Origin of the sequence: Pseudomonas sp. NBRC 111119 (assembly GCF_001320125.1) — a bacterium.
GTDB classification, from domain to species: Bacteria; Pseudomonadota; Gammaproteobacteria; order Pseudomonadales; family Pseudomonadaceae; genus Aquipseudomonas; species Aquipseudomonas parafulva.
In genome coordinates this window covers 180,667-207,569 of record NZ_BCAV01000005.1, presented here as the reverse complement: position 1 = coordinate 207,569, position 26,903 = coordinate 180,667, and the positions used below count along the sequence as shown (strand labels likewise).

The following is a 26,903-nucleotide window of genomic DNA, read 5'->3' as shown; positions in this document are numbered from 1 at the left end:
CCCGGGGGTATTCTGCCCATGAGCCGTATTCCCAAGGCCGAGTATGCCCGCCGGCGCAAGGCGCTGATGGCGCAGATGGTCCCCAACAGCATTGCCATCCTGCCCGCCGCTGCGGTTGCCATCCGCAACCGCGACGTCGAGCATGTGTACCGGCAGGACAGCGATTTCCAGTACCTCAGTGGTTTCCCCGAGCCCGAGGCGGTGATCGCCCTCATCCCTGGCCGCGAGCATGGCGAGTACGTGATGTTCTGCCGCGAGCGCAACCCCGAACGTGAGCTGTGGGATGGCCTGCGTGCCGGCCAGGAAGGCGCGGTACGCGAGTTCGGCGCCGATGATGCGTTCCCCATCACCGACATCGATGAAATCCTGCCGGGCCTGATCGAAGGCCGCGAGCGGGTGTACAGCGCCATGGGCAGCAACCCGGAATTCGACCGCCGGCTGATGGACTGGATCAACGTGATTCGTTCCAAGGCTCGCCTGGGCGCGCAGCCGCCGAACGAGTTCGTTGCCCTGGATCATCTGCTGCACGACATGCGCCTGTATAAATCGGCGGCGGAAGTGAAGGTGATGCGTAGCGCCGCGGATATTTCTGCGCGGGCCCACGTGCAGGCCATGCAGGCGTGCCGGGCCGGGCTGTATGAGTACAGCCTGGAGGCCGAGCTGGACTACGTGTTCCGCAAGGGCGGGGCGAAGATGCCGGCGTATGGGTCGATCGTGGCCGCGGGGCACAACGGTTGCATCCTGCACTACCAGCAGAATGACGCCCTGCTCAAGGACGGCGACCTGGTGCTGATCGATGCCGGTTGTGAGATCGACTGCTACGCCAGCGACATCACCCGCACCTTCCCGGTCAGCGGGCGTTTTTCGCCTGAGCAGAAGGCCATCTACGAGCTGGTGCTCAAGGCCCAGGCGGCGGCGTTTGCCGAGATCGCCCCCGGCAAGCACTGGAACCACGCCCACGAGGCCACGGTACGGGTCATTACCGAGGGCTTGGTGGAACTGGGCCTGCTTGAGGGTGAGGTGCAGGCGTTGATCGACAGCGAAGCCTACCGTGCGTTCTACATGCACCGTGCCGGGCACTGGCTGGGCATGGATGTGCACGATGTGGGCGACTACAAGGTCGGGGGTGAATGGCGGGTGCTCGAGCCTGGCATGGCCCTGACCGTCGAACCCGGTATCTACATAGGTGCCGACAATCAGGCTGTGGCCAGGAAGTGGCGCGGCATTGGTGTACGGATCGAGGACGATGTGGTGGTGACCAGGCAAGGTTGTGAAATCCTGACGTCGGGCGTGCCGCGCACGGTCGCCGAAATCGAAGCGTTGATGCAGGCCCCACGCGTATGAACCGGGTAAACCTGGCGATCATCGGTGGTGGCCTGGTGGGCGCAAGCCTGGCCCTGGCCCTGCAGGCGGGCGCCAAGGCCCGCGGCTGGAAGATCCTGCTGATCGAGCCTTTCGCGCCCGGCGACAGCTTCCAGCCCAGCTACGATGCCCGTTCATCGGCGCTGTCCTTTGGCACCCGGCAGATCTACGAGCAACTGGGGCTGTGGCAGGCCATTGGCCGCAGGGCCGAACCGATCACGCAAATCCATGTGTCGGACCGTGGCCGCTTTGGCACCACCCGCCTGGACGCCGGCCAGGAGGGCGTACCAGCGCTTGGCTATGTGGTAGAAAACGCCTGGCTTGGGCAGTGCCTGTGGCAAGGCCTGGACCGTGACGTGGTGAGCTGGCGCTGCCCCGCAGAGGTGTCTGCGCTGCAGGCCATCGAAGGCGGTTACCGCGTGCGGCTCAACGACGACACGCTGTTCGAGTGCGACCTGGCTGTGCTCGCCGATGGCGGTCGGTCGGGGCTGCGTGAGCAGCTGGGCATCCATGTGCGCACCACGCCTTACCAGCAGAGCGCGCTGATTGCCAACATCACGCCGGGTGAAGCACACGGCGGCCAGGCCTTCGAACGCTTCACCGAAGCCGGGCCCATGGCCTTGCTGCCGCTGCCTGAAAACCGCTGCGCGCTGGTCTGGACGCGCCAGGGCATGGATGCACAGCGCCTGGCCGAGGTGGACGAACGCAGCTTCTTGCGTGAGCTACAGGGTGTTTTTGGCTATCGCCTGGGGGCGCTGCGCCAGGTCGGTGCCCGGCACCTGTATCCGCTTTCGCTGGTCGAAGCCCAGGAACAGGTGCGGCCGCACCTGGTGGTGCTGGGTAATGCCGCGCACAGCCTGCACCCCATCGCCGGGCAGGGCTTCAACCTGTCGCTGCGTGACGTGCAGTCCCTGGCCGAGGCACTTCTGGCCGGCCCTGCGATACCGGGCGACCTGCCGACCCTGCAGGCGTACCACCGTCGCCAGCAACTGGACCAGGCCCTGACCATTGGTTTTTCCGATCAGGTCACGCGCCTGTTCGGCAGCAACCAGCCGCTGGTAGCGGCGGCACGTAACCTTGGCCTGCTCGGCCTCGACCTGCTGCCGCCGGCCAAGCGCTGGTTCGCGCGCCAGGCCATGGGCCTGGGTACCCGGCCGGACCTGCGGAGCAAAGCATGAGTAACCCCCGCAAGCTGGCGCGGCGTGCACGCATGCTGCGCTGGATGCTCAACCTCTACCCGCCGTACCTGGGGGCGGGTATCCGTGTGCAGCACATCAGCCCGGACATGCGCAGCATTCAGGTGGCGATGAAGCTCACGCGCTGGAACCGCAACTACGTCGGTACCCAGTTCGGCGGCAGCCTGTATGCCATGGTCGACCCGTTCTACATGCTGCTGCTGATCGAGCAACTGGGGCGCGACTACATTGTCTGGGACAAGGCCGCCAGCATCGATTTCATCTCACCGGGCAAGGGCCCGGTGTATGCCGAATTCCACATTGATGACGTGCTGCTGGACGAAATCCGCCAACAGACCGCCACCGGCAAAAAATGCCTGCCCAGGCTGCAGGTGGATATCCGCGACGGTGCCGGCGAGCTGGTGGCGCGGGTCGACAAAACCCTATACGTGCGGCTAAAGCCGCAAGCGAGGCTGGCGTAAGGCATGGAAATGCGCGCAGATCTTCTGATAGTAGGTGCTGGCATGGTCGGCAGTGCCCTGGCCTTGGCCTTGCGCCACAGCGGCTTGCACGTGCTGCTGCTCGATGGCGGGCCGCTGACAGTGCGGCCTTTCGATGCCAGTGCCGCCTTCGAGCCACGGGTCAGTGCCCTCTCGGCCGCCAGCCAGCGCATTCTCGAGCGGCTGGGGGCCTGGGAAGGCATCGCGCAGCGCCGTGCTACACCGTACTGCCACATGCAGGTGTGGGACGGCAGCGGCACGGGTCAGATCCACTTCTCGGCCGCCAGCGTGCATGCCCAGGTACTCGGCCACATTGTCGAGAACCGTGTGGTGCAGGACGGCCTGCTGGAGCGCCTGCACGACAGCGATGTCGGCCTGCTGCCCAACGCCCGGCTGGAGCAATTGCGCCGGTCCGGCAAGGACTGGCTGGTGACCTTGCACGATGGCCGGCAACTGCGAACGCCGCTGGTGGTCGCTGCCGATGGCGCCAACTCTGCGGTACGCCGCCTGGCCGGGTGCGAAACCCGCGAGTGGGACTACCTGCACCATGCCATCGTCACCAGCGTGCGCTGCACGGCCGGCCACCAGGCCACCGCCTGGCAGCGCTTTACCGATGATGGCCCGCTGGCGTTCCTGCCGCTAAACCGTGATGGCACGCAAGACTGGTGTTCGATCGTGTGGTCGACCACCCCGGAGCACGCCGAACGGCTGATGGCGCTGGACGAACCGGCATTCAACAAGGCGCTGCAGCAGGCATTCGAAGGGCGGCTGGGCGATGTGCTGCACACCGACCCTCGGGTGTGCGTGCCGCTGCGCCAGCGCCATGCCAAACGCTACGTGGATGAAGGCCTGGCATTGATTGGCGATGCCGCCCACACCATTCACCCGCTGGCGGGGCAGGGCGTGAACCTGGGCTTCCTGGATGCTGCTGTGCTGGCCGAGGTACTGATCGGTGCCTGCGAGCGAGGCGAGCGGCTGGCCGATGTGAAAGTGCTGGGCCGCTATGAGCGCCGGCGCATGCCGCACAACCTGGCGCTGATGGCGGCCATGGAAGGCTTCGAGCGTTTGTTCCAGGCCAACCCCCTGCCGCTGCGCTGGTTGCGCAACAGCGGTTTGAAGCTGGTGGAACAGATGCCAGAAGCCAAGGCGGTGTTCGTGCGCCAGGCGCTGGGCCTGAGTGGCGACCTGCCGGAACTGGCCAAGGCCTGAAATGCCGGGGTCACCCCGTGGCCCACTGCAACATCCGGTAACGGCTAAGGGGATGAGCTGGAAAATGGGATTCACTACCATTTGCGCCTCTCTAACGATCCGAGGAGCGCTTTCCATGTTGCCACGCAAGCCCCTGTTTGCCGCACTGGCCCTTACCCTGTTCGGTGGCACTGCCCAGGCAGCTGACGAAGTGGTGGTGTATTCCTCGCGCATCGATGAGCTGATCAAGCCGGTGTTCGATGCCTACACCGCCAAGACCGGGGTCAAGATCAAGTTCATTACCGACAAGGAAGCGCCACTGATGCAACGCATCAAGGCCGAGGGCGACAACGGGGTGGCGGACCTGCTGCTCACCGTCGATGCCGGCAACCTCTGGCAGGCCGAGCAGATGGGCATTCTGCAACCGATCAAGTCGGACATCATCGACCGCAACATCCCTGCACAATACCGCGCCTCGTCCCATGACTGGACTGGCCTGAGCCTGCGCGCCCGCACCATCGTCTACGCCAGTGACCGGGTCAAGCCTGAAGAGCTGAGCACCTATGAGGCGCTGGCCGACAAGGACTGGGAAGGCCGCCTGTGCCTGCGCACGGCCAAAAAAGTGTACAACCAGTCGCTGACGGCCACCCTCATCGAAAACCACGGCGAAGCCAAGGCCGAGCAGATCGTGAAGGGTTGGGTCAACAACCTGTCCACCGATGTGTTCTCCGACGACAACGCAGTGATCCAGGCCATCGAGGCCGGGCAGTGCGACGTAGGCGTGGTCAATACCTACTACTACGGCCGCCTGCACAAGCAGAACCCGAACCTGCCGGTGAAAATCTTCTGGCCCAACCAGGGCGACCGCGGTGTGCACGTCAACCTGTCCGGTATCGGCCTGACCAAGCATGCACCGCACCCGGAAGCGGCCAAAAAGCTGGTGGAGTGGATGACCGGTGAAGAGGCGCAGAAGCTGTTTGCCGACATCAACCAGGAGTTTCCGGCCAACCCGAAGGTCAAGCCTTCGGATGAAGTCGCCGCCTGGGGCAGCTTCAAGGCCGACAGCATCCCGGTGGAAATCGCCGGCAAGCGCCAGGCTGAAGCCATTCGCCTGATGGACCGTGCAGGCTACAACTAAGCCCGCCTCACCCCACTCGGAACCCAGACCTTGCCCCACACCCCCCAACGCCGCTGGTACCTGCCGGTCGGTCTGATCGCCGCGCTGGTACTGCTGCCGCTGAGCGTGCTGCTGCTGTCCTGGCAAGCGGTGGACCTGCAGATCTGGTCACACCTGCTGGACACGCAAATGAGCCGGCTGCTGGGCAATACCCTGACGCTGGTGGTGGGTGTGGGCATCGGTGTCACCGTGCTGGGCGTCAGCCTGGCCTGGCTGACCAGCCTGTGCGAGTTTCCGGGGCGGCGCTGGCTGGATTGGGCGCTGATGTTGCCATTTGCCATTCCCGCCTACGTACTGGCGTTCGTCTTCGTTGGGCTGCTGGACTTCGCCGGCCCGGTGCAGACGGCCTTGCGTGAGGCCTTCGGGCCCATGCGCCTACCGCGGGTACGCTCTACCGGTGGCGTGATCATCGTGCTGGTGCTGGTGTTCTATCCCTACGTGTACCTGCTGGCGCGTACGGCCTTCCTGGCCCAGGGCAAAGGCCTGATGGAAGCGGCGCGGGTGCTTGGCCTGTCGCCGTTGCAGGCGTTCTGGCGGGTGGCCCTGCCGATGGCGCGGCCAGCGATCGGCGCAGGCATCGCACTGGCGCTGATGGAAACCCTGGCCGACTTCGGCGCCGTGGCGGTCTTCAACTTCGACACCTTCACCACGGCCATCTACAAAACCTGGTACGGCTTCTTCAGCCTCTCAACTGCCGCGCAACTGGCCAGCCTGCTGCTGTTGGCCGTCATGCTGGTGCTGTATGGCGAGCGTCGTGCCCGGGGGGCCAGCCGCACTGGCAACGAACGGCCGCGCGGACAGGCGTTGTACCGGCTGCGCGGCCTGAAGGCGCTAATGGCCAGTGGCTGGTGCTTGCTGGTATTCGCCTGTGCATTCGTCATCCCGGTGCTGCAGTTGCTGTGGTGGTTCTGGCAGCGCGGGCGTTTCGACCTGGATGAGCGCTATGTGGGCCTGGTGCTGCATACCCTGTATCTGGGGGGCACTGCGGCATTGCTCACGGTTTGCGTGGCCTTGCTGCTGGCCTTTGCCCGGCGCCAGGCACCTGCGCCCGGTATCCGCATTGGGGTAGGGCTGGCCAACCTGGGCTACGCCTTGCCGGGCTCTGTGCTGGCCGTGTCGATCATGCTGGCGTTCAGCTATTTGGACAACCAGCTGGTGATTCCGCTGTCCACCTGGCTGGGTGGTGCCGGCAAGCCTTTGTTGCTGGGTAGCCTTGCGGCGCTGCTGCTGGCCTACCTGGTGCGGTTCATCGCCGTAGCCTACGGGCCGCTGGAAAGCAGCCTGGAACGGATTCGCCCTTCGCTGCCGGAGGCCTCCCGCAGCCTTGGCGTGGGCGGCCCCAGGTTGTTTTTCAGGGTGTATCTCCCGCTCTTGGTGCCCGGTGTACTCAGTGCCGCGTTGCTGGTGTTCGTCGACGTGCTCAAGGAGATGCCGGCCACCCTGCTGATGCGCCCGTTTGGTTGGGATACGCTGGCTGTGCGGGTGTTCGAGATGACCAGCGAGGGGGAATGGGCGCGTGCGTCGCTGCCGGCGCTGACGCTGGTGCTGGTGGGCCTGCTGCCGGTCGTCGGCCTTATCAGGCGTTCTGCACGGCGGCCCGGGCAGTCGCGCTGAGGGTGCCACTTGGCGGGCTTGCCGCTACAATGCGCGGCATTCGCGCGGCAGGTGATGGCGGAGCAGCAGGTCTGGCACAGCCGGACGGCGCCCAGTTTCGCACCGCCGCCGCTTCGCCACGCCCGGAAGGAGAAACCCATGGGACAGCGCACGCTTTTGTATGACCTGCACCTGGCACTGGGTGCCAAGACGGTCGATTTCGGCGGCTGGGACATGCCGCTGCACTACGGCTCGCAGGTTGAGGAGCACCACCAGGTGCGCAAGGACTGTGGGGTGTTCGACGTTTCCCATATGACGGTCATCGATGTCCAGGGCGATGAGGCCACCGGCTGGCTGCAGCGGCTGCTGGCCAACGACGTCGCCCGCTTGGGCGAGGTCGGGCAGGCCCTCTACAGCCCACTGCTGAGCGAGCATGGCGGCGTCATCGATGACCTGATCGCCTATCGCACCGCCAATGGCTACCGTCTGGTCACCAACGCGGCCACCCGGGCCCAGGTGCTCGGCTGGCTGCAATTGCAGGGCGAGGGCTTTGCCGTGCAGTTTCAGGTGCGCCCCGACCTGGCCATTCTGGCGATTCAGGGCCCCCATGCCCGGGAAAAGGTGGCAGCGCTGGTCAGTGCCTCGCGTGCTGCCCTGATTCGCCAATTGCGCCCCTTCGAGGGCCTCGCCGACGGCGACTGGTTCTTCGCACGCACCGGCTATACCGGCGAGGATGGCCTGGAGATCATCTTCCCCGGCGACCAGGCCGTGAACTTTTTCAACGACCTGGTGGGTGCCGGTATCGCGCCGAGTGGCCTGGGGGCCCGCGATACCCTGCGCCTTGAAGCGGGCATGAACCTGTATGGCCAGGATATCGACGAAACCCATACCCCGTTGACGTCCAACCTGGGCTGGAGCATTGCCTGGGAGCCCGTTCGCGACTTCATCGGTCGCGCCGCCCTGCTGGCCGAAATCGAGCAGGGTGTCCAGGAAAAACTGGTCGGCCTGGTACTGGAAGAACGCGGTGTTCTGCGCGCCCATCAGGTCGTGCGTGTAGCAGGGATTGGCGAAGGGGAGATCACCAGTGGTAGTTTCTCCCCTACGCTGAGCAAGTCCATCGCCCTTGCACGCGTGCCCATGGCCACGGGTGACCGGGCCGAGGTAGAAATTCGTGGCAAATGGTACCCGGTGCGCGTGGTCAAGCCGACCTTCGTGCGCCATGGCAAGGTCCTGATCTGAACCATCACATAACGGCGGGCGTACCGCTGAGCCAATCGAGGAATTCAAGACATGAGCAATATCCCCGCCGAACTGCGTTTTGCCGACAGCCATGAGTGGGCTCGCCTGGAAGCCGACGGCACGGTTACCGTAGGCATCAGTGACCACGCCCAGGAAGCCTTGGGTGATGTGGTTTTCGTGGAATTGGCCGAAGTGGGCAAGGTGTTCGCCGCTGGCGACGCAGCGGGCGTGGTGGAATCGGTGAAGGCGGCCTCGGACATCTACGCCCCGGTGGGTGGCGAAGTGATCGCCGTCAACGAGGCGTTGGCTGACAGCCCTGAGCAGTTGAACGAACAGCCTTACGATGCCTGGATCTTCAAGCTCAAGCCAAGTGATGCTGCAGAGTTGCAAAAGCTGCTGGATGCTGCCGGTTACAAGGCCGCCATCGGCGAGTGATGCAATGCTCAGGGCTGCCGGGCAGCCCTTTTGCAGCCCCCGGTTACAGGTTTACTCGGCCACCGCATTCTTCGCCAGAATGGCGTTGGCCAGCTCCATGTCAGTCGCCTTCAGGCCCGGGTTCTCCACCCGCACCTGGCGCATCGCCGATTCCAGGAAGGGGCCGCGAATGGCGCCATCGCTGGCCACGAAGCTCCCAGCATCGTCCTGTGCAGCCATGACCAGCTTATGGTCGCGCGAAGTCAGGTACGTCGACCCGGTGGTTGCGCCGGACGAAAGCACATTACGCCAGAACGTATCGGCCATGGCCGAGCCGACGGGCAGCGAAAGCAAGGCAGCGACGGTGATGGCGGTTTTGAGACGCATGATTGAACACCTCGAAGGGTGGGGGTTTAAGATGCGATTTGGATCTTTTCCAGCACGCCAAGTTCCTTGATGCCCAAGGTGGTTCAGTTGCAGGCTCGCAGCACTTCCTGCTCCACGGTATGGCCGCTTGCGAGCTTTGCCTCGGCAGCGCGGCGCAAGTCGATCAGGCCATCGGCCAGTGCCTGGCGGCGCAGGTCTGCCAGGTCCGTTCCGGGGCCGATCATTGCCTTGAGGCGCTCACTGGGTACCAGCAGCTCGAACAGCCCCGTGCGGCCCCAGAAGCCTGTGCCGCGGCAGGTGCGGCAGGCTGCGGATGCGTTGGGTTGGCAGCGCCGGCAAACCGTGCGCACCAACCGCTGCGCCATCACCCCCACCAGGGTCGCTTTTATCAGGTAGTCGGCCACGCCCAGCTCCTGCAAACGGATGATCGTTGCACAGGCATCGTTGGTATGCAGGGTAGACAGCACAAGGTGCCCGGTGAGTGCCGCCTGCACGGCGACCAGGGCGGTTTCGCGGTCGCGTATCTCGCCGATCATGATGATGTCCGGGTCTTGGCGCAGCATCGCCCTTACGCCCTCGGAGAACCCCAGGCCCAGGCCGTGCTGGACCTGAAACTGATTGAAGGCTGGCTCGATCCGCTCAACAGGGTCTTCAATGGTGCACAGGTTGACCTGGGGCGTGGCCAGGTAGTTGAGGCTGGCGTAAAGCGTGCTGGTCTTGCCCGAGCCGGTAGGGCCAGTGACCAGGATAATGCCCTGGCGCTGGCCAAGCAGGGTTTGCCACTGTGCCAGTTGCTGCGCCTGCAGGCCCAGTTGCTCGAAGCTCTCATGCAGCCGCTGCGGGTCGAACAGGCGCAATACCAGCTTTTCGCCGAACGAGGTGGGCAGCGTGGATAGCCGCAACTCCACTGCCTCGCCGCTGGGCAGACGGCTATGCAACCTGCCGTCCTGAGGGCGACGTTTCTGCGCCACGTCCATGCCGGCCAGGTGCTTCAGCCGGCTGACCAGCGCCAGCGACACCCCGGCCGGGAAGCTGTAGACGGCGTGCAACAGGCCGTCGATACGGTAGCGCAAGTGGCCCTGGTCGCGGCGCGGCTCCAGGTGGATGTCGCTAGCGCGTTGTTCCAGGGCATACAGCAGCAGCCAGTCGACGATGTGCACGATGTGGGCATCGTCTGCGTTTGCGTCGGTGTGGCGCCTGCCCGCTTCCAGCCATTGTTCCAGCTCGCCCAGGCTGGTCGATTGCTGGGTCTGGGCGCCTTTCACCGACTGCGCCAGGCGCTGGAACGATTGCCCGCACTCGCGTATGTGCGCGGGGCTGGCCACCGCCCGCAGCACCTTGCGGCCGAGGCTGCGCGCAAGGTCTGCCTGCCAGTCGTCCTGATAGGGCTGGGCGCTGGCCACGGTGACGCTGAGGGCGTCGGCGGCGACGATCAGGATGCCGTGTCGCCGGGCGAAGGCGGGCGATACAAGGCCCGACACCTGGGGCAGGTTCAGTTGCAGCGGGTCGATGCGCAGGTAGGGCTGGCCGACCTTGCCCGCCAGCCACTGGCACAAATGGTCCAGGTCCAGTGGCTGGCCGGGGCATTTGCGGTTGTCCAGGGCGCAGGCGGCGATCTGCTCAAGCGGGTGGTCGACAGGGTGTTCGGCCGCGTGTTGCAGCACGCGCAGGCTGTCGTTGGCATCCACCAGCCTGTCGGCGAGCAGGGCTTCGAGTACGCGGTGCAGGTCGAGTGTGAGGGTGTCGGGGTTGTGCATGAGGGCGTCCGTGCCTGATGGGTACGTCCATCAAGGCTAGCCGGGCGACCGCAGGCGGCAGCTGCAAAGGGTTTCGAGGTTTTGCAGGGCTGCGCTGGCGCTAGATCACTGCCAGTTCCACACGATGTTGGTTGGTCAGGTTCACATCGGCCACGCACACCAGGTTGCGCAGTTTTTGCGCAATCACCTCGGCGCGGTGCCAGCTCAGCCCGGCAATGCCGATTTCAATGGCCAGCCAATCCGCGTGCTGGCTCACGTGGACGCTGTGCGGCGTCAGAAACTGCAACGCGAACAGGTTGAGCACGCGGCACAGGCTGTCTGGCTCGGCTTCGGCCTGCAGCTGGTAGCTCACGGTGCTGTGGGCGTTGCTGGCAGCCCAGGCGTCGGTACGGGGCATCGGGTTCATGGGCATCTCCAGGTTCATGCGGAAATTCTTGCATGCCTGAAACGGCATAGTTTCGCTATCATCGAGCTCGTTTGCCGGTAAGGCGAATAAAGTTATTCGAAAAAAGACATATTAGAGACTGATCAATGCGCAGCGAACTGGATGGCTATGACCGTCGTATTCTGGAACTGCTGCAGGAAGACGCGTCGTTGTCGAGCGCACAGATCGCCGAGCGCGTGGGCCTGTCGCAATCGCCGTGCTGGCGCCGTATTCAGCGGTTGCGCGAGGAAGGCGTCATCCGGGGCCAGGTCACCTTGCTGGACCGCAAGAAAATTGGCCTGAACACGCAGATATTTGCCGAGGTGAAACTCAACGCACACGGGCGTTCCAACTTCACCGAGTTCACCGACGCAATCCGTGGGTTTCCAGAGGTGCTGGAGTGCTATGTGCTGATGGGGTCTGTGGACTTTCTGCTACGCATCGTCACGCCCGACATCGAAGCCTACGAGCGGTTCTTCTTCGAAAAACTGTCGAACGTGCCTGGCATACAGGAGGTGAACTCGATCGTGGCCCTCTCGGAAATCAAGTCCACCACCAGCCTGCCGCTGGCCCGTTGAGGGCGCAGCGGGGTGTGAGCAGGGTCAGGCCTTGAGCAGGTGCTTCCAGCCCCGGCTCTGATCCACGGCACGCGCCTGTTCGATACGGGCTTCCAGCGACTCATCGCTGATGGGTTGCTCCGCCAGCTCATGGAGCTTTTTCAGGTCGCCGTACAGGCGGTCCATCTGCGGGGCTTCCAGTACCTGCCGGGCATGGTGCAGCCAGGCCAGCAACTGTTCGATGCGCGGCAGCTGTTCTGCCAGGTCTTCGGGGCGTTGGGTGTACAGCGGCAACTTGAGCGCGCGGCCTTCTTCACCCACCAGGTGTGCCAGCCAGCTGGCCAGTTGCGCCTTGCCCTGACGCTCGCCACGGCCCTTGCGTTCCACCGTCCAGGTACGGGCCAGCAGCCAGCGCGAGGTTTCCAGCGAGAACTGGCCCCAGCGGGTGTCTTCGAGCTCTTCGGCAAACTGCTCGGGGGCTGCGCGGCGGACGTCTTCGTCGTCGTTGCCAGCCTGTACCAGCGGGCGCCAGTCTTCCAGCAGCGCATCAAGGCGCCCGCGCAGGTCGCGGGTAGCCGCACGCGGGGCGGCCTGGCCCAGGCTGGCGGTAAGGGCGCGCAGTTCGCCCAGGCATTCCACCCAGTCCTGCAGCAGGCGCCAATGGCCATTGTGGCGGTACTGCTCGGCCAGTCGCTGGCTGCTGCCCAGCAGTTGCCAGGCCAGGGCGGCGTAGGCATCGTCCACGGCCATCTCGGCATCCAGTTCGGTGGCTGGCAGCCCCAGGTCGTAGCTGTCAGGCTCCAGCAGGCGGTAGCCACGCTCGGCCTTGCTGATGTCGCATGGCATCAGTGGCAAGCTGGCGGCAAGCTCCGCGGCGAGCTCCAGCAAGGCCTGCGGGTCACCCTCGCGCAGTTCCAGCTCCAACTCGCAGATGGCTTCCTTGCGCTTGCCGGCGACCACAAAGCCTTGATCCAGGGCTGCTTCGATCACAACCTTGCTCTTGCCGCGGCCCCAGGCGATTTCGGCGTATTCACGGGTGAAGTCGGTGGTGAACAGCGGCTTGATGGTTTTTTTGTCCAGGCTGGCCAGTTGTGCCGGCCAGCAGCTGTCGTCGAGCTTCTTGAGGTCCAGCTTGGCCTTGTCCAGCGGCCACTCGTACTCGTTGCGCTCGGACAGCCCGGCTACGCTCTGGCCGCGGCATTTCAAGGTCTGGATGACGGCATCGCCGTCGCGGCGCAGGCGCAGGGCGACGCGGGCGGCAGAAAGCTCGCGCTCGGGAGTGTCGAAGTACTGGTTGAGCAGTTCGCGGGTCTGCCAGCCAGACTTGTTGCGCTTTTTCAGCAGCGGGTGCTCGCGTAGCGCGGCAAGGGTCTCGCGGCTGGCGCGCAGCTTGAGTTCGGTTTCTTTGTGCATCACAGGCTCGAAGGAGGGGGCGTGGTTGACGCAGAGTCTACAGCAGTCGACCGCCAACGGTTTATTCCAGACAGCGGATAGTCCTATGATGGGCAACGCTTCCGAGGAGTACGCGCATGCCGTTGCCGCCGCTGAAAGACCAATTTGCCGCCTTGATCGCTGCGCCTTCGGTCAGTTGCACCCAGCCTGCGCTGGACCAGTCCAACCGCCAAGTGATCGATCTGCTGGCGGGTTGGCTCGGTGACCTGGGGTTCGCCTGCGACATTCAGCAGGTCACCCCCGGCAAATTCAACCTGCTGGCCAGCCGTGGTACCGGCCCGGGCGGGCTGGTACTGGCCGGGCACAGCGACACCGTGCCCTATGACGAGCAACTGTGGGCCAGTGACCCGCTCAAACTCACCGAGGCGGACGGCCGCTGGGTGGGGCTGGGCAGCTGCGACATGAAAGGTTTTTTTGCGCTGGTCATCGAGGCGGTCATCCCGCTGCTTGAGCATGACTTCAAGCAGCCCCTGCTGATCCTGGCCACCTGTGACGAAGAGAGCTCGATGTCGGGTGCCCGTGCCTTGGCGCAGGCCGGCCAGCCGCTTGGCCGCGCAGCCGTCATCGGCGAGCCGACCGGCCTCAAGCCCATCCGCATGCACAAGGGCATCCTGATGGACCGCATCGACATCCTCGGTCGCAGCGGCCACTCCTCCGACCCGAGCCTGGGCCACAGCGCCATGGAGGCCATGCACGAGGCCATGGGCGAACTGATGGGCCTGCGCCGGCAATGGCAGGCTACCTACCGTAACCCGCAGTTCACGGTACCTGCGCCGACCATGAACTTCGGCTGTATTCACGGGGGCGACAACCCCAACCGTATCTGTGGGCAATGCGCCCTGGAGTTCGACCTGCGGCCGTTGCCGGGCATGGACGTGGAACAGTTGCGTGCCGCCATTCGTGAAAAGTTGCAGCCGGTCGCCGAGCGCCACGAAGTGCGTATCGACTACGCGCCGCTGTTCCCCGAGGTGCCGCCGTTCGAGCAGGCGGCCGACGCCGAGCTTGTCCAGGTGGCCGAGCGCCTCACCGGCCACCGCGCCGAAGCGGTGGCATTCGGCACTGAAGCGCCTTATCTTCAGCAGCTGGGCTGCCAGACCATCGTGCTGGGCCCGGGTGATATCGCCTGCGCCCACCAGCCTGGCGAATACCTTGAAATGTCACGTATCGAGCCTACCGTGCGTCTATTGCGTGACCTGATCCGGCACTATTGCCTGCAGTAAACGTCCATCGCATTCAATCGTTTTTGCCTAGAGGAGACCGCGCGTGACCGCAAGCCTGTTCCGACGATGATGCCGAACGCCCCCTGTACCGCCGTTCTCCGTCCACTTACCCACAGGCCCTGTCATGCCCGATTACGTCAACTGGCTGCGTCATGCCTCCCCGTACATTAACGCCCATCGCGACTGCACCTTCGTAGTCATGCTCCCCGGCGATGGGGTTGCACACCCTAATTTCGGCAACATCGTCCACGACCTGGTGCTGCTTCACAGCCTGGGCGTGCGCCTGGTGCTGGTGCATGGTTCGCGCCCGCAGATCGAAAACCGCCTGGCCGAGCGTGGCCTTGCCCCGCGCTACCATCGCGGCCTGCGCATCACCGATGCGCCCACGCTGGACTGCGTGATCGATGCGGTGGGGGCGCTGCGCCTGGCCATCGAGGCACGGTTGTCGATGGATATCGCTGCCTCGCCGATGCAGGGTTCACGTTTGCGGGTAGCCTCTGGCAACCTGGTCACCGCACGGCCCATCGGGGTGGTGGAGGGTGTGGACTTCCACCACACCGGCGAAGTGCGCCGGGTTGACCGCAAGGGCATCAGCCGGCTGCTTGATGAGCGCTCCATCGTATTGTTGTCACCGCTGGGCTATTCGCCCACCGGTGAAATCTTCAACCTGGCCTGCGAAGACGTCGCCACCCGTGCTGCCATCGAACTGGGCGCCGACAAGTTGCTGCTGTTCGGTGCCGAGTCGGGCTTGCTGGACGAGCAGGGCAACCTGATACGTGAACTGCGCCCGCAGCAGGTGGCGCCCCATCTACAGCGGCTGGGCAGTGACTACCAGGCCGAGTTGCTGGATGCTGCAGCCGAGGCGTGCAAAGGCGGCGTGGCGCGCAGCCATATCGTCAGTTATGCCGAAGACGGTGCGCTGCTGAACGAGCTGTTTACCCGGGGAGGTGGCGGTACGCTGGTGTCGCAAGAGCAGTTCGAGATCGTGCGCGAGGCCACCATCGAAGACGTGGGCGGTTTGCTCGACCTCATCAGCCCGCTGGAGGAGCAAGGCATCCTGGTGCGCCGCTCGCGTGAGGTGCTGGAGCGCGAGATCGAGCAGTTCAGCGTGGTGGAGCGTGAAGGCATGATCATCGCCTGCGCGGCGTTGTACCCGATTGCCGAATCCGATACTGGCGAGCTGGCATGCCTGGCGGTAAACCCGGAGTACCGCCACGGCGGGCGCGGTGACGAGCTGCTGGAGCGCATCGAGAGCCGCGCCCGGCAGTTGGGGTTGAGTACCTTGTTCGTGCTCACCACGCGTACGGCGCACTGGTTCCGCGAGCGCGGTTTTGCACCCAGTGGTGTCGAGCGCCTGCCGGCGGCGAGGGCTTCGCTGTACAACTACCAGCGCAATTCGAAGATTTTCGAGAAGGCTCTGTAAGCCTGGGGTGGGCTCTTCGCGGGAGCCCCAAAAAAACGCCGCCTGGATGGGCGGCGTTTTCATTTACACGGTGTGCAGATACCAGTTGTACTCGAGGTCAGAGATCGAGTGCTCAAACTCCTCCAGCTCGCTCTCCTTGCACGCGACAAAAATGTCGATGTACTTCGGATCGATGTACTTGTTGAGGATCTCGCTGTCATCCAGCTCGCGCAGTGCATCGCGCAGGTTGTTCGGCAGGCTCTGTTCCAGCTGCTCGTACGAGTTGCCTTCGATCGGCTCGCCAGGCTCGACCTTGTTGGTCAGGCCATGGTGAACGCCTGCCAGCACGGCAGCCATCATCAGGTACGGGTTGGCATCGGCACCGGCCACGCGGTGTTCGATACGCACCGCGTCCGGCGAGCCGGTAGGCACGCGCAGGGCGACGGTACGGTTGTCCAGGCCCCAGCTCGGCGCATTGGGCACGTAGAACTGCGCGCCAAAGCGGCGGTACGAGTTGACGTTCGGGCACAGGAACGCCATGGACGCGGGCAGGGTCTCGAGCACACCGCCGACAGCGTGACGTAGCGCGGCGTTCTGCTCGGGATCCTCGCTGGTGAAGATGTTGTTGCCATCTTTGTCCAGCACGGAAATATGTACATGCAAACCGTTGCCTGCCTGGCCCGGGTAGGGCTTGGCCATAAAGGTGGTGTCCATCTCATGGTCGTAGGCGATGTTCTTGATCAGCCGCTTGAGCAGTACCGCGTAGTCGCACGCCTTGAGCGGGTCGGGCACGTGGTGCAGGTTGACTTCGAACTGGGCGGGGGCGCTTTCCTTGACGATGGCGTCAGCCGGGATGCCTTGTTCCTTGGCGCCTTCGAGGATGTCCTGCAGGCAGTCGGCATACTCGTCGAGGTCGTCGATCAGGTAGACCTGGGTCGACTGCGGGCGTTTTCCTGAAATGGGCGAGCGTGGTGGCTGCGGGCGGCCGTTCACGTTCTCCTGGTCGATCAGGTAGAACTCCAGTTCGAATGCGGCGCAGATGGTCAGGCCCATGTCATCGAACTTGCTCACCACCTGGCGCAGCACTTCACGCGGGTCGGCGAAGAACGGCTCACCTTCCAGCTCGTGCATGGTCATCAGCAGCTGGGCGGTGGGGCGTTTTTGCCACGGCTCGTTGGAGAGGGTGTCCGGAATCGGGTAGCAGATGCGGTCAGCATCGCCGATGTCCAGGCCAAGCCCGGTGCTTTCGACGGTGGAACCGTTGATGTCCAGGGCGAAGAGGGAGGCCGGCAGGTTGATGCCTTTCTCGTAAACCTTGTGGAGGCTGGTGCGCTCTATGCGCTTGCCGCGCACCACACCATTCATATCTGCAATCAGAAGGTCAACGTAGAGAACCTCAGGATGTTCCTTAAGGAACGCGTTCGCTTCGTTAAGCTGAACGGCACGCGGGGGTACCGACATGATGCAACACCTTTGTTGTTAAAAATATCAATCAAGGGGGGCTTGCAGGACCAGTCAATCGAAAAGCCCAACTGATGTCAAGCCGACCCCATGATGCCCTGAAATGGCTCATCTACGGCAGATTTGCTGCATATCGGGGCGTGCCATTATCCGCTATTTCCATCGAGAAGGGCTATCTGAAGCTTGCCGTCGTTTATTTTTTACGCGGTAGTTGTGTAAAAAAATGAACGAGGCTAAGCTCGATCACACCCCAGAACACAATAAAACGAGGGTCACATGGTCGGCTTGTCACGGCCTGAAAGCGCTGCACGTACAGTGCTGCAGGGTGTTCCAGTCATGCTTGCGCGGTGCGTCGACACAAGGCCCGCACTGGCCGCAATAATTGACGTCTGGCATCGCTCGGCCCGCCCTCGTCATTGGTTTTCGCCTTTTCTCTGTATTCCTGCCCCTATACCCCATTACGGATACGCTCCACGTGCAGTGTATCCACCCCCCGCGTGGGCGGGGGGTTTTGCTTTAGCTACCTACTGCAGCCAGAATCAAGTCGCGGACCACCTTACCTCCTGAGGTATTTATGAGTAACAACCTCGACCAGCTCACCGATTGGTTGAAAGAGCACAAGATCACCGAAGTCGAATGCATGATCAGCGACCTGACAGGCATCACGCGCGGCAAGATTTCGCCCACCAACAAGTTCATCGCCGAAAAAGGCATGCGCCTGCCCGAGAGCGTACTGCTGCAGACCGTGACCGGCGATTATGTGGACGACGACATCTACTACGAGCTGCTGGACCCAGCGGACATCGACATGATCTGCCGCCCCGACGAGGGCGCCGTGTTCCTGGTGCCCTGGGCCATCGAACCGACTGCGCAGGTGATCCACGACACCTACGACAAGAAGGGCAACCCAGTCGAGCTGTCGCCGCGCAACGTGCTGAAAAAGGTGCTCAAGCTCTACGCCGACAAGGGCTGGCAGCCCATCGTCGCGCCCGAGATGGAGTTCTACCTGACCAAGCGCGTTGAAGACCCCGACTTCCCGCTGCAACCGCCCGTAGGCCGTTCAGGCCGCCCAGAAACGGGGCGCCAGTCGTTCTCGATCGAAGCCGCCAACGAATTCGACCCGTTGTTCGAAGACGTCTACGACTGGTGCGAACTGCAGCAGCTCGACCTGGACACGCTCATTCATGAAGACGGCACGGCGCAGATGGAAATCAACTTCCGTCACGGCGATGCCCTGCACCTGGCAGACCAGATCCTGGTGTTCAAGCGCACCATGCGTGAGGCGGCGCTCAAGCACAACGTGGCGGCTACCTTCATGGCCAAGCCCATGACCGGTGAGCCCGGCAGCGCCATGCACCTGCACCAGAGCGTGGTGGACGTGGCCACTGGCAAGAATATCTTCAGCAATGCCGATGGCAGCATGAGCGAGCTGTTCCTCAACCACATTGGCGGCCTGCAGAAGTTCATCCCCGAGGCGTTGCCGCTGTTCGCCCCCAACGTCAACTCGTTCCGCCGCTTCCTGCCCGACACCTCGGCACCGGTGAATGTGGAGTGGGGTGAAGAAAACCGTACCGTCGGCCTGCGCGTACCGGACGCCGGCCCGCAAAACCGGCGGGTGGAAAACCGCCTGCCTGGCGCCGACGCCAACCCTTACCTGGCCATTGCAGCCAGCCTGCTGTGCGGCTACATCGGCATGGTCGAAGGCATTGCCGCCAGTGCGCCGGTACAGGGGCGTGGTTACGAGCGGCGCAACCTGCGCTTGCCGTTGACTATCGAGGACGCCCTGGAGCGCATGGAGAATAGCCGTGCCCTGGTGCAGTACCTGGGCAAGAAGTTCATCACCGGCTACGTCGCCACCAAACGTGCCGAGCACGAAAACTTCAAGCGCGTCATCAGTTCCTGGGAGCGTGAGTTCCTGCTGTTTGCTGTCTGATCAACCCTGGTGCCGCAGCAGCGCGGCTGTCTGTCTACGGAGAAGCACATGAGCCTCAACAACCCGCAAACCCGTGAATGGCAAACCCTGAGTGGCGAGCACCACCTCGCCCCCTTCAGCGACTACAAACAGTTGAAGGAAAAGGGGCCGCGCATCATTACCAAGGCCCAGGGCGTGCATTTGTGGGACAGCGAGGGGCACAAGATTCTCGACGGCATGGCCGGCCTGTGGTGCGTGGCGGTAGGTTATGGCCGTGAGGAACTGGTGCAGGCGGCAGAGCGGCAGATGCGTGAGCTGCCTTACTACAACCTGTTCTTCCAGACCGCGCACCCCCCGGCCCTGGAGCTGGCCAAGGCCATCACCGAGGTTGCCCCGGCAGGCATGAGCCATGTGTTCTTCACCAGCTCAGGTTCCGAGGGCAACGACACCGTGCTGCGCATGGTTCGCCATTACTGGGCCCTGAAGGGCAAACCGCAGAAGCAGACCGTGATTGGCCGCATCAACGGCTACCACGGCTCCACGGTAGCCGGCGCCAGCCTGGGCGGCATGAGCGGTATGCACGAGCAGGGCGGCCTGCCGATACCCGGCATCGTGCACATCCCCCAGCCGTACTGGTACGGCGAGGGTGGCGACATGACGCCGGACGCCTTCGGGGTCTGGGCGGCCGAACAGCTGGAACAGAAAATTCTCGAGGTGGGCGAAGACAACGTTGCGGCGTTCATTGCCGAGCCTGTTCAGGGCGCCGGGGGTGTGATCATCCCGCCAGACACCTACTGGCCGAAGGTAAAGGAGATCCTCGCCAAGTACGACATCCTGTTCGTGGCCGACGAGGTAATCTGCGGCTTCGGGCGTACCGGCGAGTGGTTCGGCTCGGATTACTACGGCCTCACGCCCGACCTGATGACCATCGCCAAAGGCCTTACCTCCGGTTACATCCCCATGGGCGGTGTGATTGTGCGTGACACGGTGGCCCAGGTACTCAGCGAAGGCGGCGACTTCAACCATGGCTTTACCTATTCTGGCCACCCTGTGGCCGCAGCAGTGGGCCTGGAAAACCTGCGCATCCTGCGCGACGAGCACATCGTAGAGAAGGCCCGCAGCGAAGCGGCACCGTATTTGCAACGGCGTTTGCGTGAGCTGCAGGGCCACCCGCTGGTGGGTGAAGTGCGTGGCCTGGGCCTGCTCGGCGCTATCGAGCTGGTGAAAGACAAGGCCACGCGCAGCCGTTACGAGGGCATGGGTGTTGGCATGATCTGCCGCAATTTCTGCTTCGACAACGGCCTGATCATGCGCGCGGTGGGCGATACGATGATCATCGCGCCGCCCCTGGTCATCAGCCATCAGGAGATCGACGAACTGGTGGAAAAGGCCCGCAAGTGCCTGGACCTCACCCTCGAAGCGATCAAATGAACCTAGCGATGTGACATTAAGTCGTTACAAGGTTGTGGTTTTCTTGAAACACAGCCTCGTAACTTGCCAGACTAGCGGCTGCTGCAGTCGCCCAAACGCAGGTACTGCGTGGCCTGGCAGCTGAACGGATGGCTAACCGAACAATCTGGAGCATGACGCATGAATAAAATGGGCAAGACGTTGCTGGCCGCAGCCCTGATGGGCGCGATGGCGGGTGCTGCACAGGCTGAAGACAAGGAATTGAACGTCTACAACTGGTCGGACTACATCGCTCCGGACACCATCGCCAAATTCGAAAAACAGTCGGGTATCAAGGTCAAGTACGACGTTTTCGACAGCAACGAAACCCTGGAGGCCAAGTTGCTGGCCGGCAAGTCGGGCTACGACATCGTGGTGCCGTCCAACAACTTCCTGGCCAAGCAGATCAAGGCGGGTGTCTACCAGGAACTGGACCGCTCCAAGCTGCCGAACTGGAAAAACCTGGACGAAGACCTGCTCAAGGCCGTGGGTGATGCCAGCGACCCGGGCAACAAATACGCCTTCCCCTACATGTGGGGTTCGATCGGCATCGGCTACAACCCAGAGAAGATCAAGGCCGCACTGGGCGTCGACAAGATCGACTCGTGGGATGTGGTGTTCAAGCCCGAGAACATCGCCAAGCTCAAGAGCTGCGGCGTGAGCTTCCTCGACGCCCCCACCGAGATGCTGCCGGCTGCGCTGCACTACCTGAAGCTGCCGACCAACAGCACCAAGAAAGAAGACCTGAAGGCCGCCGAGGACCTGTTCCTTTCCATTCGTCCTTCGATCACCTACTTCCACTCCTCCAAGTACATCGGCGACCTGGCCAACGGCAACATCTGCCTGGCGGTCGGTTACTCGGGTGACCTGGAACAGTCCAAGACCCGCGCCCACGAAGCCGGCGACAAGGTCAAGCTGGACTACGTGATTCCGAAGGAAGGTGCCGGCACGTTCTATGACATGGTCGCCATGCCCAAGGACGCCGAGCACAAGGAAGCGGCCTACAAGTTCATGGACTTCCTGATGCAGCCAGAAGTCATGGCCGAGATCACCAATGCCGTGCGCTTCCCCAACGGTAACAAGGCCGCCACCCAGTTTGTGGACAAGGACATCACCAGCGACCCGAGCATCTACCCGTCCGCCGAAGTGAAAAAGCAGCTGTACGCAATTGCAGCGCCTGATGCGGCTGTACAGCGGGTTATCACCCGTAGCTGGACCAAGATCAAATCGGGCAAGTAAGCCCGTTGCAGCACCTCTGGGCCGGGCTTTCCCGGCCTGGAGGCCAAGAATGGCAATTGATGATTGCGGCATCGAGGCTGCGAAGGTAAGTTGCGCGCCGGTTTTGCGTGTGCGGCAGCATTGTCGCTACCCAGGCACTGATTGTGAGGACCTCCCACTTGTCCAATTCTGTATTACGCAAGGCCTTCATGGCTGCAGCGGGCCTGACGCTGGCATGCAGCGTCCAAGCGGCGCCTACGGTGCACGTGTACAACTGGTCCGACTACATCGGCCCAACCACACTCGCGGACTTCGAAAAAGCCACTGGCATCAAGCCCGTGCTGGATGTGTTCGACTCCAACGAAACCCTGGAGGGCAAGTTGCTGGCCGGTAACACCGGCTACGACGTGGTCGTGCCGTCCAACCACTTTCTCGGCAAGCAGATCAAGGCAGGCGCCTTCCGCAAGCTCGACAGAAACCTGCTGCCAAACTATTCCAACCTTGACCCGTCGCTGATGAAGCGGCTGGACAAGAACGACCCGGGCAACCTGTATGCCGTGCCCTACCTGTGGGGCACCAACGGCATTGGTTACAACGTCGACAAGGTGAAGGCTGCGCTGGGCGTGGACACCATCGACTCCTGGGCTGTGCTGTTCGAACCCGAGAACATGAAAAAGCTCTCCAAGTGTGGGGTGGCGTTCCTCGATTCGGCAGACGAAATGCTCCCGGCAGTGCTCAACTACATGGGGCTGAACCCCAACAGCACCAATGCCAAGGATTACCAGGCCGCAGAGCAGAAGCTGCTGGCCGTGCGTCCGTACGTGACGTACTTCCATTCTTCCAAGTACATCACCGACCTGGCCAACGGCGACATCTGTGTGGCAGCGGGTTTCTCGGGCGATGTGTTCCAGGCCAAGGCCCGCGCCGCAGAGGCGAAGAAGGGCGTGAACCTGGCCTATGCCATTCCCAAGGAAGGCGGCAACCTCTGGTTCGACGTACTGGCCATCCCCAAGGACGCCAAGAACGTCGAACAGGCCCATGCCTTCATCAACTATTTGCTGAAACCTGAGGTTATCGCCCAGGTCAGTGATTACGTCGGTTACGCCAACCCCAACCTAAAGGCTGGCGACCTGATGGACCAGGCCGTGAGGACTGACGCCGCGGTTTACCCACCGCAGGACGTACTGGACAAGATGTTCGTGAACGCAGAGCTGCCGCCCAAGGTGCAGCGCCTGATGACCCGTAGCTGGACCAAGGTCAAGTCGGGCAAGTAATCCACCAGGCCCGCACCGGTGCCTGCGCGTCAGGCCCGGCGGGCATAAAAAATCTTGTTGGGAGTTTCACTCATGGCAGTTGCCTCCGGTGCCTATAAAAAAGCCCTCGAGGGTGGCCAGCAACCCAAGCAGGTGCTGGTCAAGATCGACCGGGTCACGAAAAAATTCGACGAAACGGTCGCCGTGGACGACGTGTCCCTGGAAATCCGCAAGGGCGAGATCTTCGCCTTGCTCGGTGGCTCCGGCTCGGGCAAGTCCACCTTGCTGCGCATGCTCGCCGGCTTCGAGCGGCCCACCGAGGGGCGCATTTTCCTCGATGGTGTCGACATCACCGACATGCCGCCCTACGAGCGGCCTATCAACATGATGTTCCAGTCGTACGCGCTGTTCCCGCACATGACCGTGGCGCAGAACATCGCCTTTGGCCTGCAGCAGGACCGCATGCCCAAGGCCGACATCGAAGCCCGTGTGGCCGAGATGCTGAAACTGGTGCACATGACCCAGTACGCCAAGCGCAAGCCGCACCAGTTGTCCGGTGGCCAGCGCCAGCGTGTGGCCCTGGCCCGTTCGCTGGCCAAGCGCCCCAAGCTGCTGCTGCTGGATGAACCGATGGGCGCGCTGGACAAGAAGCTGCGCTCGCAGATGCAGTTGGAGCTGGTGGAGATCATCGAGCGTGTGGGCGTGACCTGCGTGATGGTCACCCACGACCAGGAAGAGGCCATGACCATGGCCCAGCGCATCGCCATCATGCACCTGGGCTGGATCGCCCAGATCGGCTCGCCGGTGGACATCTATGAAACCCCTACCAGCCGCCTGGTGTGCGAGTTCATCGGCAACGTCAACCTGTTCGACGCCGAGGTGATCGACGATGCCGAGGGCCACGCCCTGATTGCCTCGCCAGAGCTCGAACGCAAGATCTACGTGGGCCACGGCGTTTCCACCTCGGTGGAAGACAAGCACATCACTTACGCATTGCGCCCCGAGAAGATGCTGGTCACCACCCAGCAGCCAGACTTCGAATACAACTGGTCACGCGGCAAGATCCACGACATCGCCTACCTGGGCGGCCACTCGGTGTTCCATGTGCAACTGCCGAGCGGCAAGATCGTCCAGTCGTTCGTCGCCAACGCCGAGCGCCAGGGCGCCCGGCCCACCTGGGACGATGAAGTCTACGTCTGGTGGGAAGACGACAGCGGCGTGGTGCTGCGGTCATGAAGCTGCGCAAGCTCAAGCGAGCCTTCCGGCGCATTACCCCTGAGGGGCGGCACCTGGTGATCGGTGTGCCGTTCGTTTGGCTGTTCCTGTTCTTCATGCTGCCGTTCTTCATCGTGCTGAAGATCAGCTTTGCCGAAGCCGACGTGGCGATCCCGCCGTACACCGAGATCTACAGCTACGTCGAAGACAAGATCCAGCTGGTGCTCAACCTGGCCAACTATGGCCTGCTGACCGAAGACGACCTGTACATCTCGGCCTACCTCGGCTCGCTGAAGATGGCCTTCTTCAGCACCCTGTTGTGCCTGTTGATCGGCTACCCCATGGCCTATGCCATTGCCAATGCCAAGAAAGAAACCCAGACGGTGCTGCTGTTGCTGATCATGATGCCGACCTGGACGGCGATCCTGATCCGCGTCTATGCGTGGATGGGCATTTTGAGCAACAACGGGCTGCTCAACGGCTTCCTCATGTGGACGGGCCTGATCGACCGGCCGCTGCAGATCCTCAATACCAACCTGGCGGTGTATATCGGCGTGGTCTATTCGTACCTGCCGTTCATGATCCTGCCGCTGTTCGCCAACCTGGTGAAGCATGACTCAAGCTTGCTCGAAGCCGCGTCTGACCTTGGCTCCAGCACCTTCAACAGCTTCTGGAAAATCACCGTGCCGCTGTCGAAGAACGGCATCATTGCCGGCTGCATGCTGGTGTTCATTCCGGTGGTGGGTGAGTTCGTGATCCCTGAACTGCTCGGCGGGCCGGAAACCCTGATGATCGGCAAGGTGCTGTGGCAGGAGTTCTTCAATAACCGCGACTGGCCGGTGGCGTCTGCGCTGGCGGTGGTGATGCTGGCGATTCTGATTGTGCCGATTCTGCTGTTCAACCGTAGCCAGGCCAAAGAAATGGAGGGCAGGGCATGAAGCGCTTCAGTTTCTCCAAGCTGATGCTGGTGCTCGGCTTGCTGTTCATCTACCTGCCGATGCTGATCCTGGTGATCTATTCGTTCAACGCCTCCAAGCTGGTGACGGTGTGGGGCGGCTGGTCGGTCAAATGGTATGTCGGCCTGCTCGACAACACCCAGTTGATGGGGTCGGTGATGCGCTCGCTGGAAATCGCCTGCTACACGGCGGTGGCGGCAGTGGCATTGGGGACCATGGCGGCGTTCGTGCTGACCCGGGTCACCCGTTTCAAGGGCCGGACGCTGTTCGGTGGCCTGGTCACAGCGCCACTGGTCATGCCTGAGGTGATCACTGGCCTTTCGCTGTTGCTGCTGTTCGTGGCCATGGCGCAGATGATCGGCTGGCCGCAGGAGCGTGGCATCGTCACCATCTGGATCGCCCACACCACATTCTGTGCGGCGTATGTGGCGGTGGTGGTGTCGGCGCGGCTGCGCGAGCTGGACCTGTCGATCGAGGAAGCGGCGATGGACCTGGGTGCCAAGCCGTGGAAGGTGTTCTTCCTGATCACCATCCCGATGATCGCGCCTTCGCTGGCGGCTGGCGGCATGATGTCGTTTGCGCTGTCGCTGGATGACCTGGTATTGGCCAGCTTCGTGTCGGGCCCGGGTTCGACCACCTTGCCGATGGAAGTGTTCTCGGCGGTGCGGTTGGGTGTGAAGCCCGAGATCAACGCGGTGGCCAGCCTGATTCTGCTGTCTGTTTCGTTGGTGACCTTCTTCGTCTGGTACTTCAGCCGCCGCACCGAAGAACGCCGCCGCAAGGCGATTCAGCAGGCCATCGAAGAAGGCGCAGCCGCCAACGCCTCGCAGCCCCAGGTGCGACGCCCAGGCCAGTTGGGCGCTTCCGCCTGATCAGGCGCTTTCGCGGGTGAACCCCCATCCTGTGGGAGCGGGTTCACCCGCGAAGCAGGCAGCGCGGTGCATGGCACCGGCTTCGCCGGTGTTCGCGGGTAAACCCGCTCCCACAGTGATTGCGCCAGCTTTGAGATCTTGTGGAAGAAAGTTTCGCCCACAAGGACTGGGCAATTTTTCTGACTAGCAGTGTGGGTGCCACTGTGGGAGCGGGCTTACCCGCGAATGCCTGAAGTCATGACTCAGAGCCATACCGCATCCCAGTGTGGATAGTCCCCGACACGCCTTACCAAGCCAGCCCGCAAGGGGTTGGCGACGATGTACCGGGCCACATGCACGATGCTTTCCTCCCGTCGCAGAGCTCGATCCTGATACCCAGGTTGCCACACTGGATCATGCTCAAGCCCTGCCTGGTGTAATGCGCGACTGGACCTGGATTTAAACCTGCGCATCAATGTACCTAGCGTTGCGTTCTCCAATTGTATGAGCCAATGCAAGTGGTCTGGCATCAACACCCAGGCGAGGGAACGACAGCTTTGCTCCTTGTCCGACTGGTACATATGTTGGATGACCCGCCTCGCATGAGCGAAATTGTGAAAGAGGGGCTCACGCCCGTGGGTGACCGTGGTCAGCAGATACAGCCTGCCAGGTTCTGAGAAACGGCCGCGACGAAGCAGCTGGGAGTTGGCCCTGGGCAATCTGTTCTTCCTTGCAGGGTGG

General features: G+C 62.9%; 24 protein-coding genes. 18 read left to right on the top strand and 6 right to left on the bottom strand.

Annotated elements, in window-relative coordinates:
- Positions 1-18: 18 nt before the first annotated feature.
- The 8 genes from pepP to gcvH all read left to right on the top strand — a co-directional run bounded on the left by pepP (position 19) and on the right by gcvH (position 8,669).
- Entirely contained in the window at positions 19-1,344 is a 1,326-nt protein-coding gene (gene pepP, locus APH25_RS01815; RefSeq protein ID WP_060480872.1) for a Xaa-Pro aminopeptidase, read from the top strand.
- Positions 1,341-2,540, top strand: coding sequence for a 2-octaprenyl-6-methoxyphenyl hydroxylase (ubiH, locus tag APH25_RS01810; RefSeq protein WP_028632956.1), 1,200 nt, complete (start codon positions 1,341-1,343; stop codon positions 2,538-2,540). Before pepP ends, ubiH begins: the two co-directional genes overlap by 4 nt.
- Positions 2,537-3,019: a DUF4442 domain-containing protein gene (locus APH25_RS01805; protein ID WP_060480871.1), complete on the top strand. Its 483-nt coding sequence runs from the start codon at positions 2,537-2,539 to the stop codon at positions 3,017-3,019. The genes ubiH and APH25_RS01805 overlap by 4 nt, the downstream gene beginning before the upstream one ends.
- A 9-nt stretch (positions 3,020-3,028) precedes the next feature.
- Complete coding sequence (locus APH25_RS01800) at positions 3,029-4,246, top strand: 2-octaprenyl-3-methyl-6-methoxy-1,4-benzoquinol hydroxylase (RefSeq protein WP_177331149.1); 1,218 nt, start codon at positions 3,029-3,031, stop codon at positions 4,244-4,246.
- A gap of 115 nt (positions 4,247-4,361) precedes the next feature.
- Positions 4,362-5,363 (top strand): extracellular solute-binding protein, encoded by a 1,002-nt coding sequence (locus tag APH25_RS01795; protein ID WP_060480869.1) that lies wholly within the window; start codon positions 4,362-4,364, stop codon positions 5,361-5,363.
- Positions 5,364-5,393: 30 nt separating this feature from the next.
- Positions 5,394-7,016 carry an iron ABC transporter permease gene (locus APH25_RS01790; protein WP_060480868.1) on the top strand — a complete coding sequence of 541 codons (1,623 nt, stop codon included), beginning with the start codon at positions 5,394-5,396 and terminating at the stop codon, positions 7,014-7,016.
- 138 nt (positions 7,017-7,154) lie between these two features.
- Positions 7,155-8,234, top strand: a complete 1,080-nt coding sequence (gene gcvT, locus APH25_RS01785; RefSeq protein ID WP_060480867.1) for a glycine cleavage system aminomethyltransferase GcvT — start codon at positions 7,155-7,157, stop codon at positions 8,232-8,234.
- 51 nt (positions 8,235-8,285) lie between these two features.
- Positions 8,286-8,669 (top strand): glycine cleavage system protein GcvH, encoded by a 384-nt coding sequence (gene gcvH, locus APH25_RS01780; RefSeq protein ID WP_028632962.1) that lies wholly within the window; start codon positions 8,286-8,288, stop codon positions 8,667-8,669.
- A 51-nt stretch (positions 8,670-8,720) separates the two neighbouring features.
- On the opposite strand, the gene APH25_RS01775 is transcribed toward gcvH, so the two are convergent.
- The 3 genes from APH25_RS01775 to APH25_RS01765 all read right to left on the bottom strand — a co-directional run bounded on the left by APH25_RS01775 (position 8,721) and on the right by APH25_RS01765 (position 11,198).
- Positions 8,721-9,035, bottom strand: coding sequence for a DUF2388 domain-containing protein (locus tag APH25_RS01775; protein WP_028632963.1), 315 nt, complete (start codon positions 9,033-9,035; stop codon positions 8,721-8,723).
- A gap of 83 nt (positions 9,036-9,118) precedes the next feature.
- Positions 9,119-10,792, bottom strand: a complete 1,674-nt coding sequence (locus tag APH25_RS01770; protein WP_060480866.1) for a GspE/PulE family protein — start codon at positions 10,790-10,792, stop codon at positions 9,119-9,121.
- A gap of 100 nt (positions 10,793-10,892) precedes the next feature.
- On the bottom strand, positions 10,893-11,198 hold the full coding sequence (locus APH25_RS01765; protein WP_060480957.1) for a hypothetical protein: 306 nt from the start codon (positions 11,196-11,198) through the stop codon (positions 10,893-10,895).
- 125 nt (positions 11,199-11,323) lie between these two features.
- Here APH25_RS01765 and APH25_RS01760 point away from each other — a divergent pair, with 125 nt between their 5' ends.
- A complete protein-coding gene (locus tag APH25_RS01760) occupies positions 11,324-11,794 on the top strand; it encodes an Lrp/AsnC family transcriptional regulator (protein WP_060480865.1) in 471 nt (156 codons plus the stop codon).
- A gap of 24 nt (positions 11,795-11,818) precedes the next feature.
- Here APH25_RS01760 and APH25_RS01755 read toward each other — a convergent pair whose 3' ends face one another.
- Positions 11,819-13,186, bottom strand: a complete 1,368-nt coding sequence (locus APH25_RS01755) for a CYTH domain-containing protein (RefSeq protein ID WP_060480864.1) — start codon at positions 13,184-13,186, stop codon at positions 11,819-11,821.
- A gap of 116 nt (positions 13,187-13,302) precedes the next feature.
- On the opposite strand from APH25_RS01755, the gene argE reads away from it, so the two are divergent.
- Together argE and argA are read left to right on the top strand one after the other, a co-directional pair.
- Positions 13,303-14,445: an acetylornithine deacetylase gene (gene argE, locus APH25_RS01750; protein WP_060480863.1), complete on the top strand. Its 1,143-nt coding sequence runs from the start codon at positions 13,303-13,305 to the stop codon at positions 14,443-14,445.
- A gap of 124 nt (positions 14,446-14,569) precedes the next feature.
- Complete coding sequence (gene argA / locus APH25_RS01745; protein ID WP_028632969.1) at positions 14,570-15,868, top strand: amino-acid N-acetyltransferase; 1,299 nt, start codon at positions 14,570-14,572, stop codon at positions 15,866-15,868.
- A gap of 63 nt (positions 15,869-15,931) precedes the next feature.
- On the opposite strand, the gene APH25_RS01740 is transcribed toward argA, so the two are convergent.
- Entirely contained in the window at positions 15,932-17,308 is a 1,377-nt protein-coding gene (locus APH25_RS01740; protein ID WP_028632970.1) for a glutamine synthetase family protein, read from the bottom strand.
- A gap of 574 nt (positions 17,309-17,882) precedes the next feature.
- Here APH25_RS01740 and APH25_RS01735 point away from each other — a divergent pair.
- The 7 genes from APH25_RS01735 (at position 17,883) to APH25_RS01705 (ending at position 26,183) form a co-directional block, all read left to right on the top strand.
- The gene (locus APH25_RS01735) at positions 17,883-19,241 is read left to right on the top strand and encodes a glutamine synthetase family protein (protein ID WP_028632971.1); all 1,359 of its coding nucleotides are present in this window, start codon (positions 17,883-17,885) and stop codon (positions 19,239-19,241) included.
- A 48-nt stretch (positions 19,242-19,289) separates the two neighbouring features.
- Complete coding sequence (locus tag APH25_RS01730) at positions 19,290-20,651, top strand: aspartate aminotransferase family protein (protein WP_060480862.1); 1,362 nt, start codon at positions 19,290-19,292, stop codon at positions 20,649-20,651.
- 159 nt (positions 20,652-20,810) lie between these two features.
- Positions 20,811-21,908 (top strand): polyamine ABC transporter substrate-binding protein, encoded by a 1,098-nt coding sequence (locus APH25_RS01725; protein WP_028632973.1) that lies wholly within the window; start codon positions 20,811-20,813, stop codon positions 21,906-21,908.
- A gap of 158 nt (positions 21,909-22,066) precedes the next feature.
- The gene (locus tag APH25_RS01720) at positions 22,067-23,161 is read left to right on the top strand and encodes a polyamine ABC transporter substrate-binding protein (protein WP_028632974.1); all 1,095 of its coding nucleotides are present in this window, start codon (positions 22,067-22,069) and stop codon (positions 23,159-23,161) included.
- 72 nt (positions 23,162-23,233) lie between these two features.
- Positions 23,234-24,376 carry a polyamine ABC transporter ATP-binding protein gene (potA, locus tag APH25_RS01715; protein ID WP_028632975.1) on the top strand — a complete coding sequence of 381 codons (1,143 nt, stop codon included), beginning with the start codon at positions 23,234-23,236 and terminating at the stop codon, positions 24,374-24,376.
- Positions 24,373-25,293, top strand: a complete 921-nt coding sequence (locus tag APH25_RS01710) for an ABC transporter permease subunit (protein WP_060480861.1) — start codon at positions 24,373-24,375, stop codon at positions 25,291-25,293. The genes potA and APH25_RS01710 overlap by 4 nt, the downstream gene beginning before the upstream one ends.
- Entirely contained in the window at positions 25,290-26,183 is an 894-nt protein-coding gene (locus APH25_RS01705) for an ABC transporter permease subunit (RefSeq protein WP_060480860.1), read from the top strand. Before APH25_RS01710 ends, APH25_RS01705 begins: the two co-directional genes overlap by 4 nt.
- A 242-nt stretch (positions 26,184-26,425) precedes the next feature.
- Here the strand turns inward: APH25_RS01705 and APH25_RS01700 are convergent, their stop codons facing one another.
- The gene (locus APH25_RS01700; protein WP_060480859.1) at positions 26,426-26,881 is read right to left on the bottom strand and encodes a transposase; all 456 of its coding nucleotides are present in this window, start codon (positions 26,879-26,881) and stop codon (positions 26,426-26,428) included.
- Positions 26,882-26,903 lie beyond the last annotated feature (22 nt).

Excerpts from the sequence above, each read along its gene's own strand:
- argA (WP_028632969.1), top strand. The coding sequence starts at position 14,570 with ATGCCCGATTACGTCAACTGGCTGCGTCATGCCTCCCCGTACATTAAC.
- APH25_RS01800 (WP_177331149.1), top strand. The coding sequence starts at position 3,029 with ATGCGCGCAGATCTTCTGATAGTAGGTGCTGGCATGGTCGGCAGTGCC.
- APH25_RS01795 (WP_060480869.1), top strand. The coding sequence starts at position 4,362 with ATGTTGCCACGCAAGCCCCTGTTTGCCGCACTGGCCCTTACCCTGTTC.
- APH25_RS01740 (WP_028632970.1), bottom strand. The coding sequence starts at position 17,308 with ATGTCGGTACCCCCGCGTGCCGTTCAGCTTAACGAAGCGAACGCGTTC.
- APH25_RS01710 (WP_060480861.1), top strand. The coding sequence starts at position 24,373 with ATGAAGCTGCGCAAGCTCAAGCGAGCCTTCCGGCGCATTACCCCTGAG.
- APH25_RS01705 (WP_060480860.1), top strand. The coding sequence starts at position 25,290 with ATGAAGCGCTTCAGTTTCTCCAAGCTGATGCTGGTGCTCGGCTTGCTG.
- APH25_RS01730 (WP_060480862.1), top strand. The coding sequence starts at position 19,290 with ATGAGCCTCAACAACCCGCAAACCCGTGAATGGCAAACCCTGAGTGGC.
- APH25_RS01770 (WP_060480866.1), bottom strand. The coding sequence starts at position 10,792 with ATGCACAACCCCGACACCCTCACACTCGACCTGCACCGCGTACTCGAA.
- gcvT (WP_060480867.1), top strand. The coding sequence starts at position 7,155 with ATGGGACAGCGCACGCTTTTGTATGACCTGCACCTGGCACTGGGTGCC.
- APH25_RS01755 (WP_060480864.1), bottom strand. The coding sequence starts at position 13,186 with ATGCACAAAGAAACCGAACTCAAGCTGCGCGCCAGCCGCGAGACCCTT.
- pepP (WP_060480872.1), top strand. The coding sequence starts at position 19 with ATGAGCCGTATTCCCAAGGCCGAGTATGCCCGCCGGCGCAAGGCGCTG.
- gcvH (WP_028632962.1), top strand. The coding sequence starts at position 8,286 with ATGAGCAATATCCCCGCCGAACTGCGTTTTGCCGACAGCCATGAGTGG.
- argE (WP_060480863.1), top strand. The coding sequence starts at position 13,303 with ATGCCGTTGCCGCCGCTGAAAGACCAATTTGCCGCCTTGATCGCTGCG.
- APH25_RS01725 (WP_028632973.1), top strand. The coding sequence starts at position 20,811 with ATGAATAAAATGGGCAAGACGTTGCTGGCCGCAGCCCTGATGGGCGCG.
- APH25_RS01775 (WP_028632963.1), bottom strand. The coding sequence starts at position 9,035 with ATGCGTCTCAAAACCGCCATCACCGTCGCTGCCTTGCTTTCGCTGCCC.
- APH25_RS01760 (WP_060480865.1), top strand. The coding sequence starts at position 11,324 with ATGCGCAGCGAACTGGATGGCTATGACCGTCGTATTCTGGAACTGCTG.
- ubiH (WP_028632956.1), top strand. The coding sequence starts at position 1,341 with ATGAACCGGGTAAACCTGGCGATCATCGGTGGTGGCCTGGTGGGCGCA.
- APH25_RS01735 (WP_028632971.1), top strand. The coding sequence starts at position 17,883 with ATGAGTAACAACCTCGACCAGCTCACCGATTGGTTGAAAGAGCACAAG.
- APH25_RS01765 (WP_060480957.1), bottom strand. The coding sequence starts at position 11,198 with ATGAACCCGATGCCCCGTACCGACGCCTGGGCTGCCAGCAACGCCCAC.
- potA (WP_028632975.1), top strand. The coding sequence starts at position 23,234 with ATGGCAGTTGCCTCCGGTGCCTATAAAAAAGCCCTCGAGGGTGGCCAG.
- APH25_RS01805 (WP_060480871.1), top strand. The coding sequence starts at position 2,537 with ATGAGTAACCCCCGCAAGCTGGCGCGGCGTGCACGCATGCTGCGCTGG.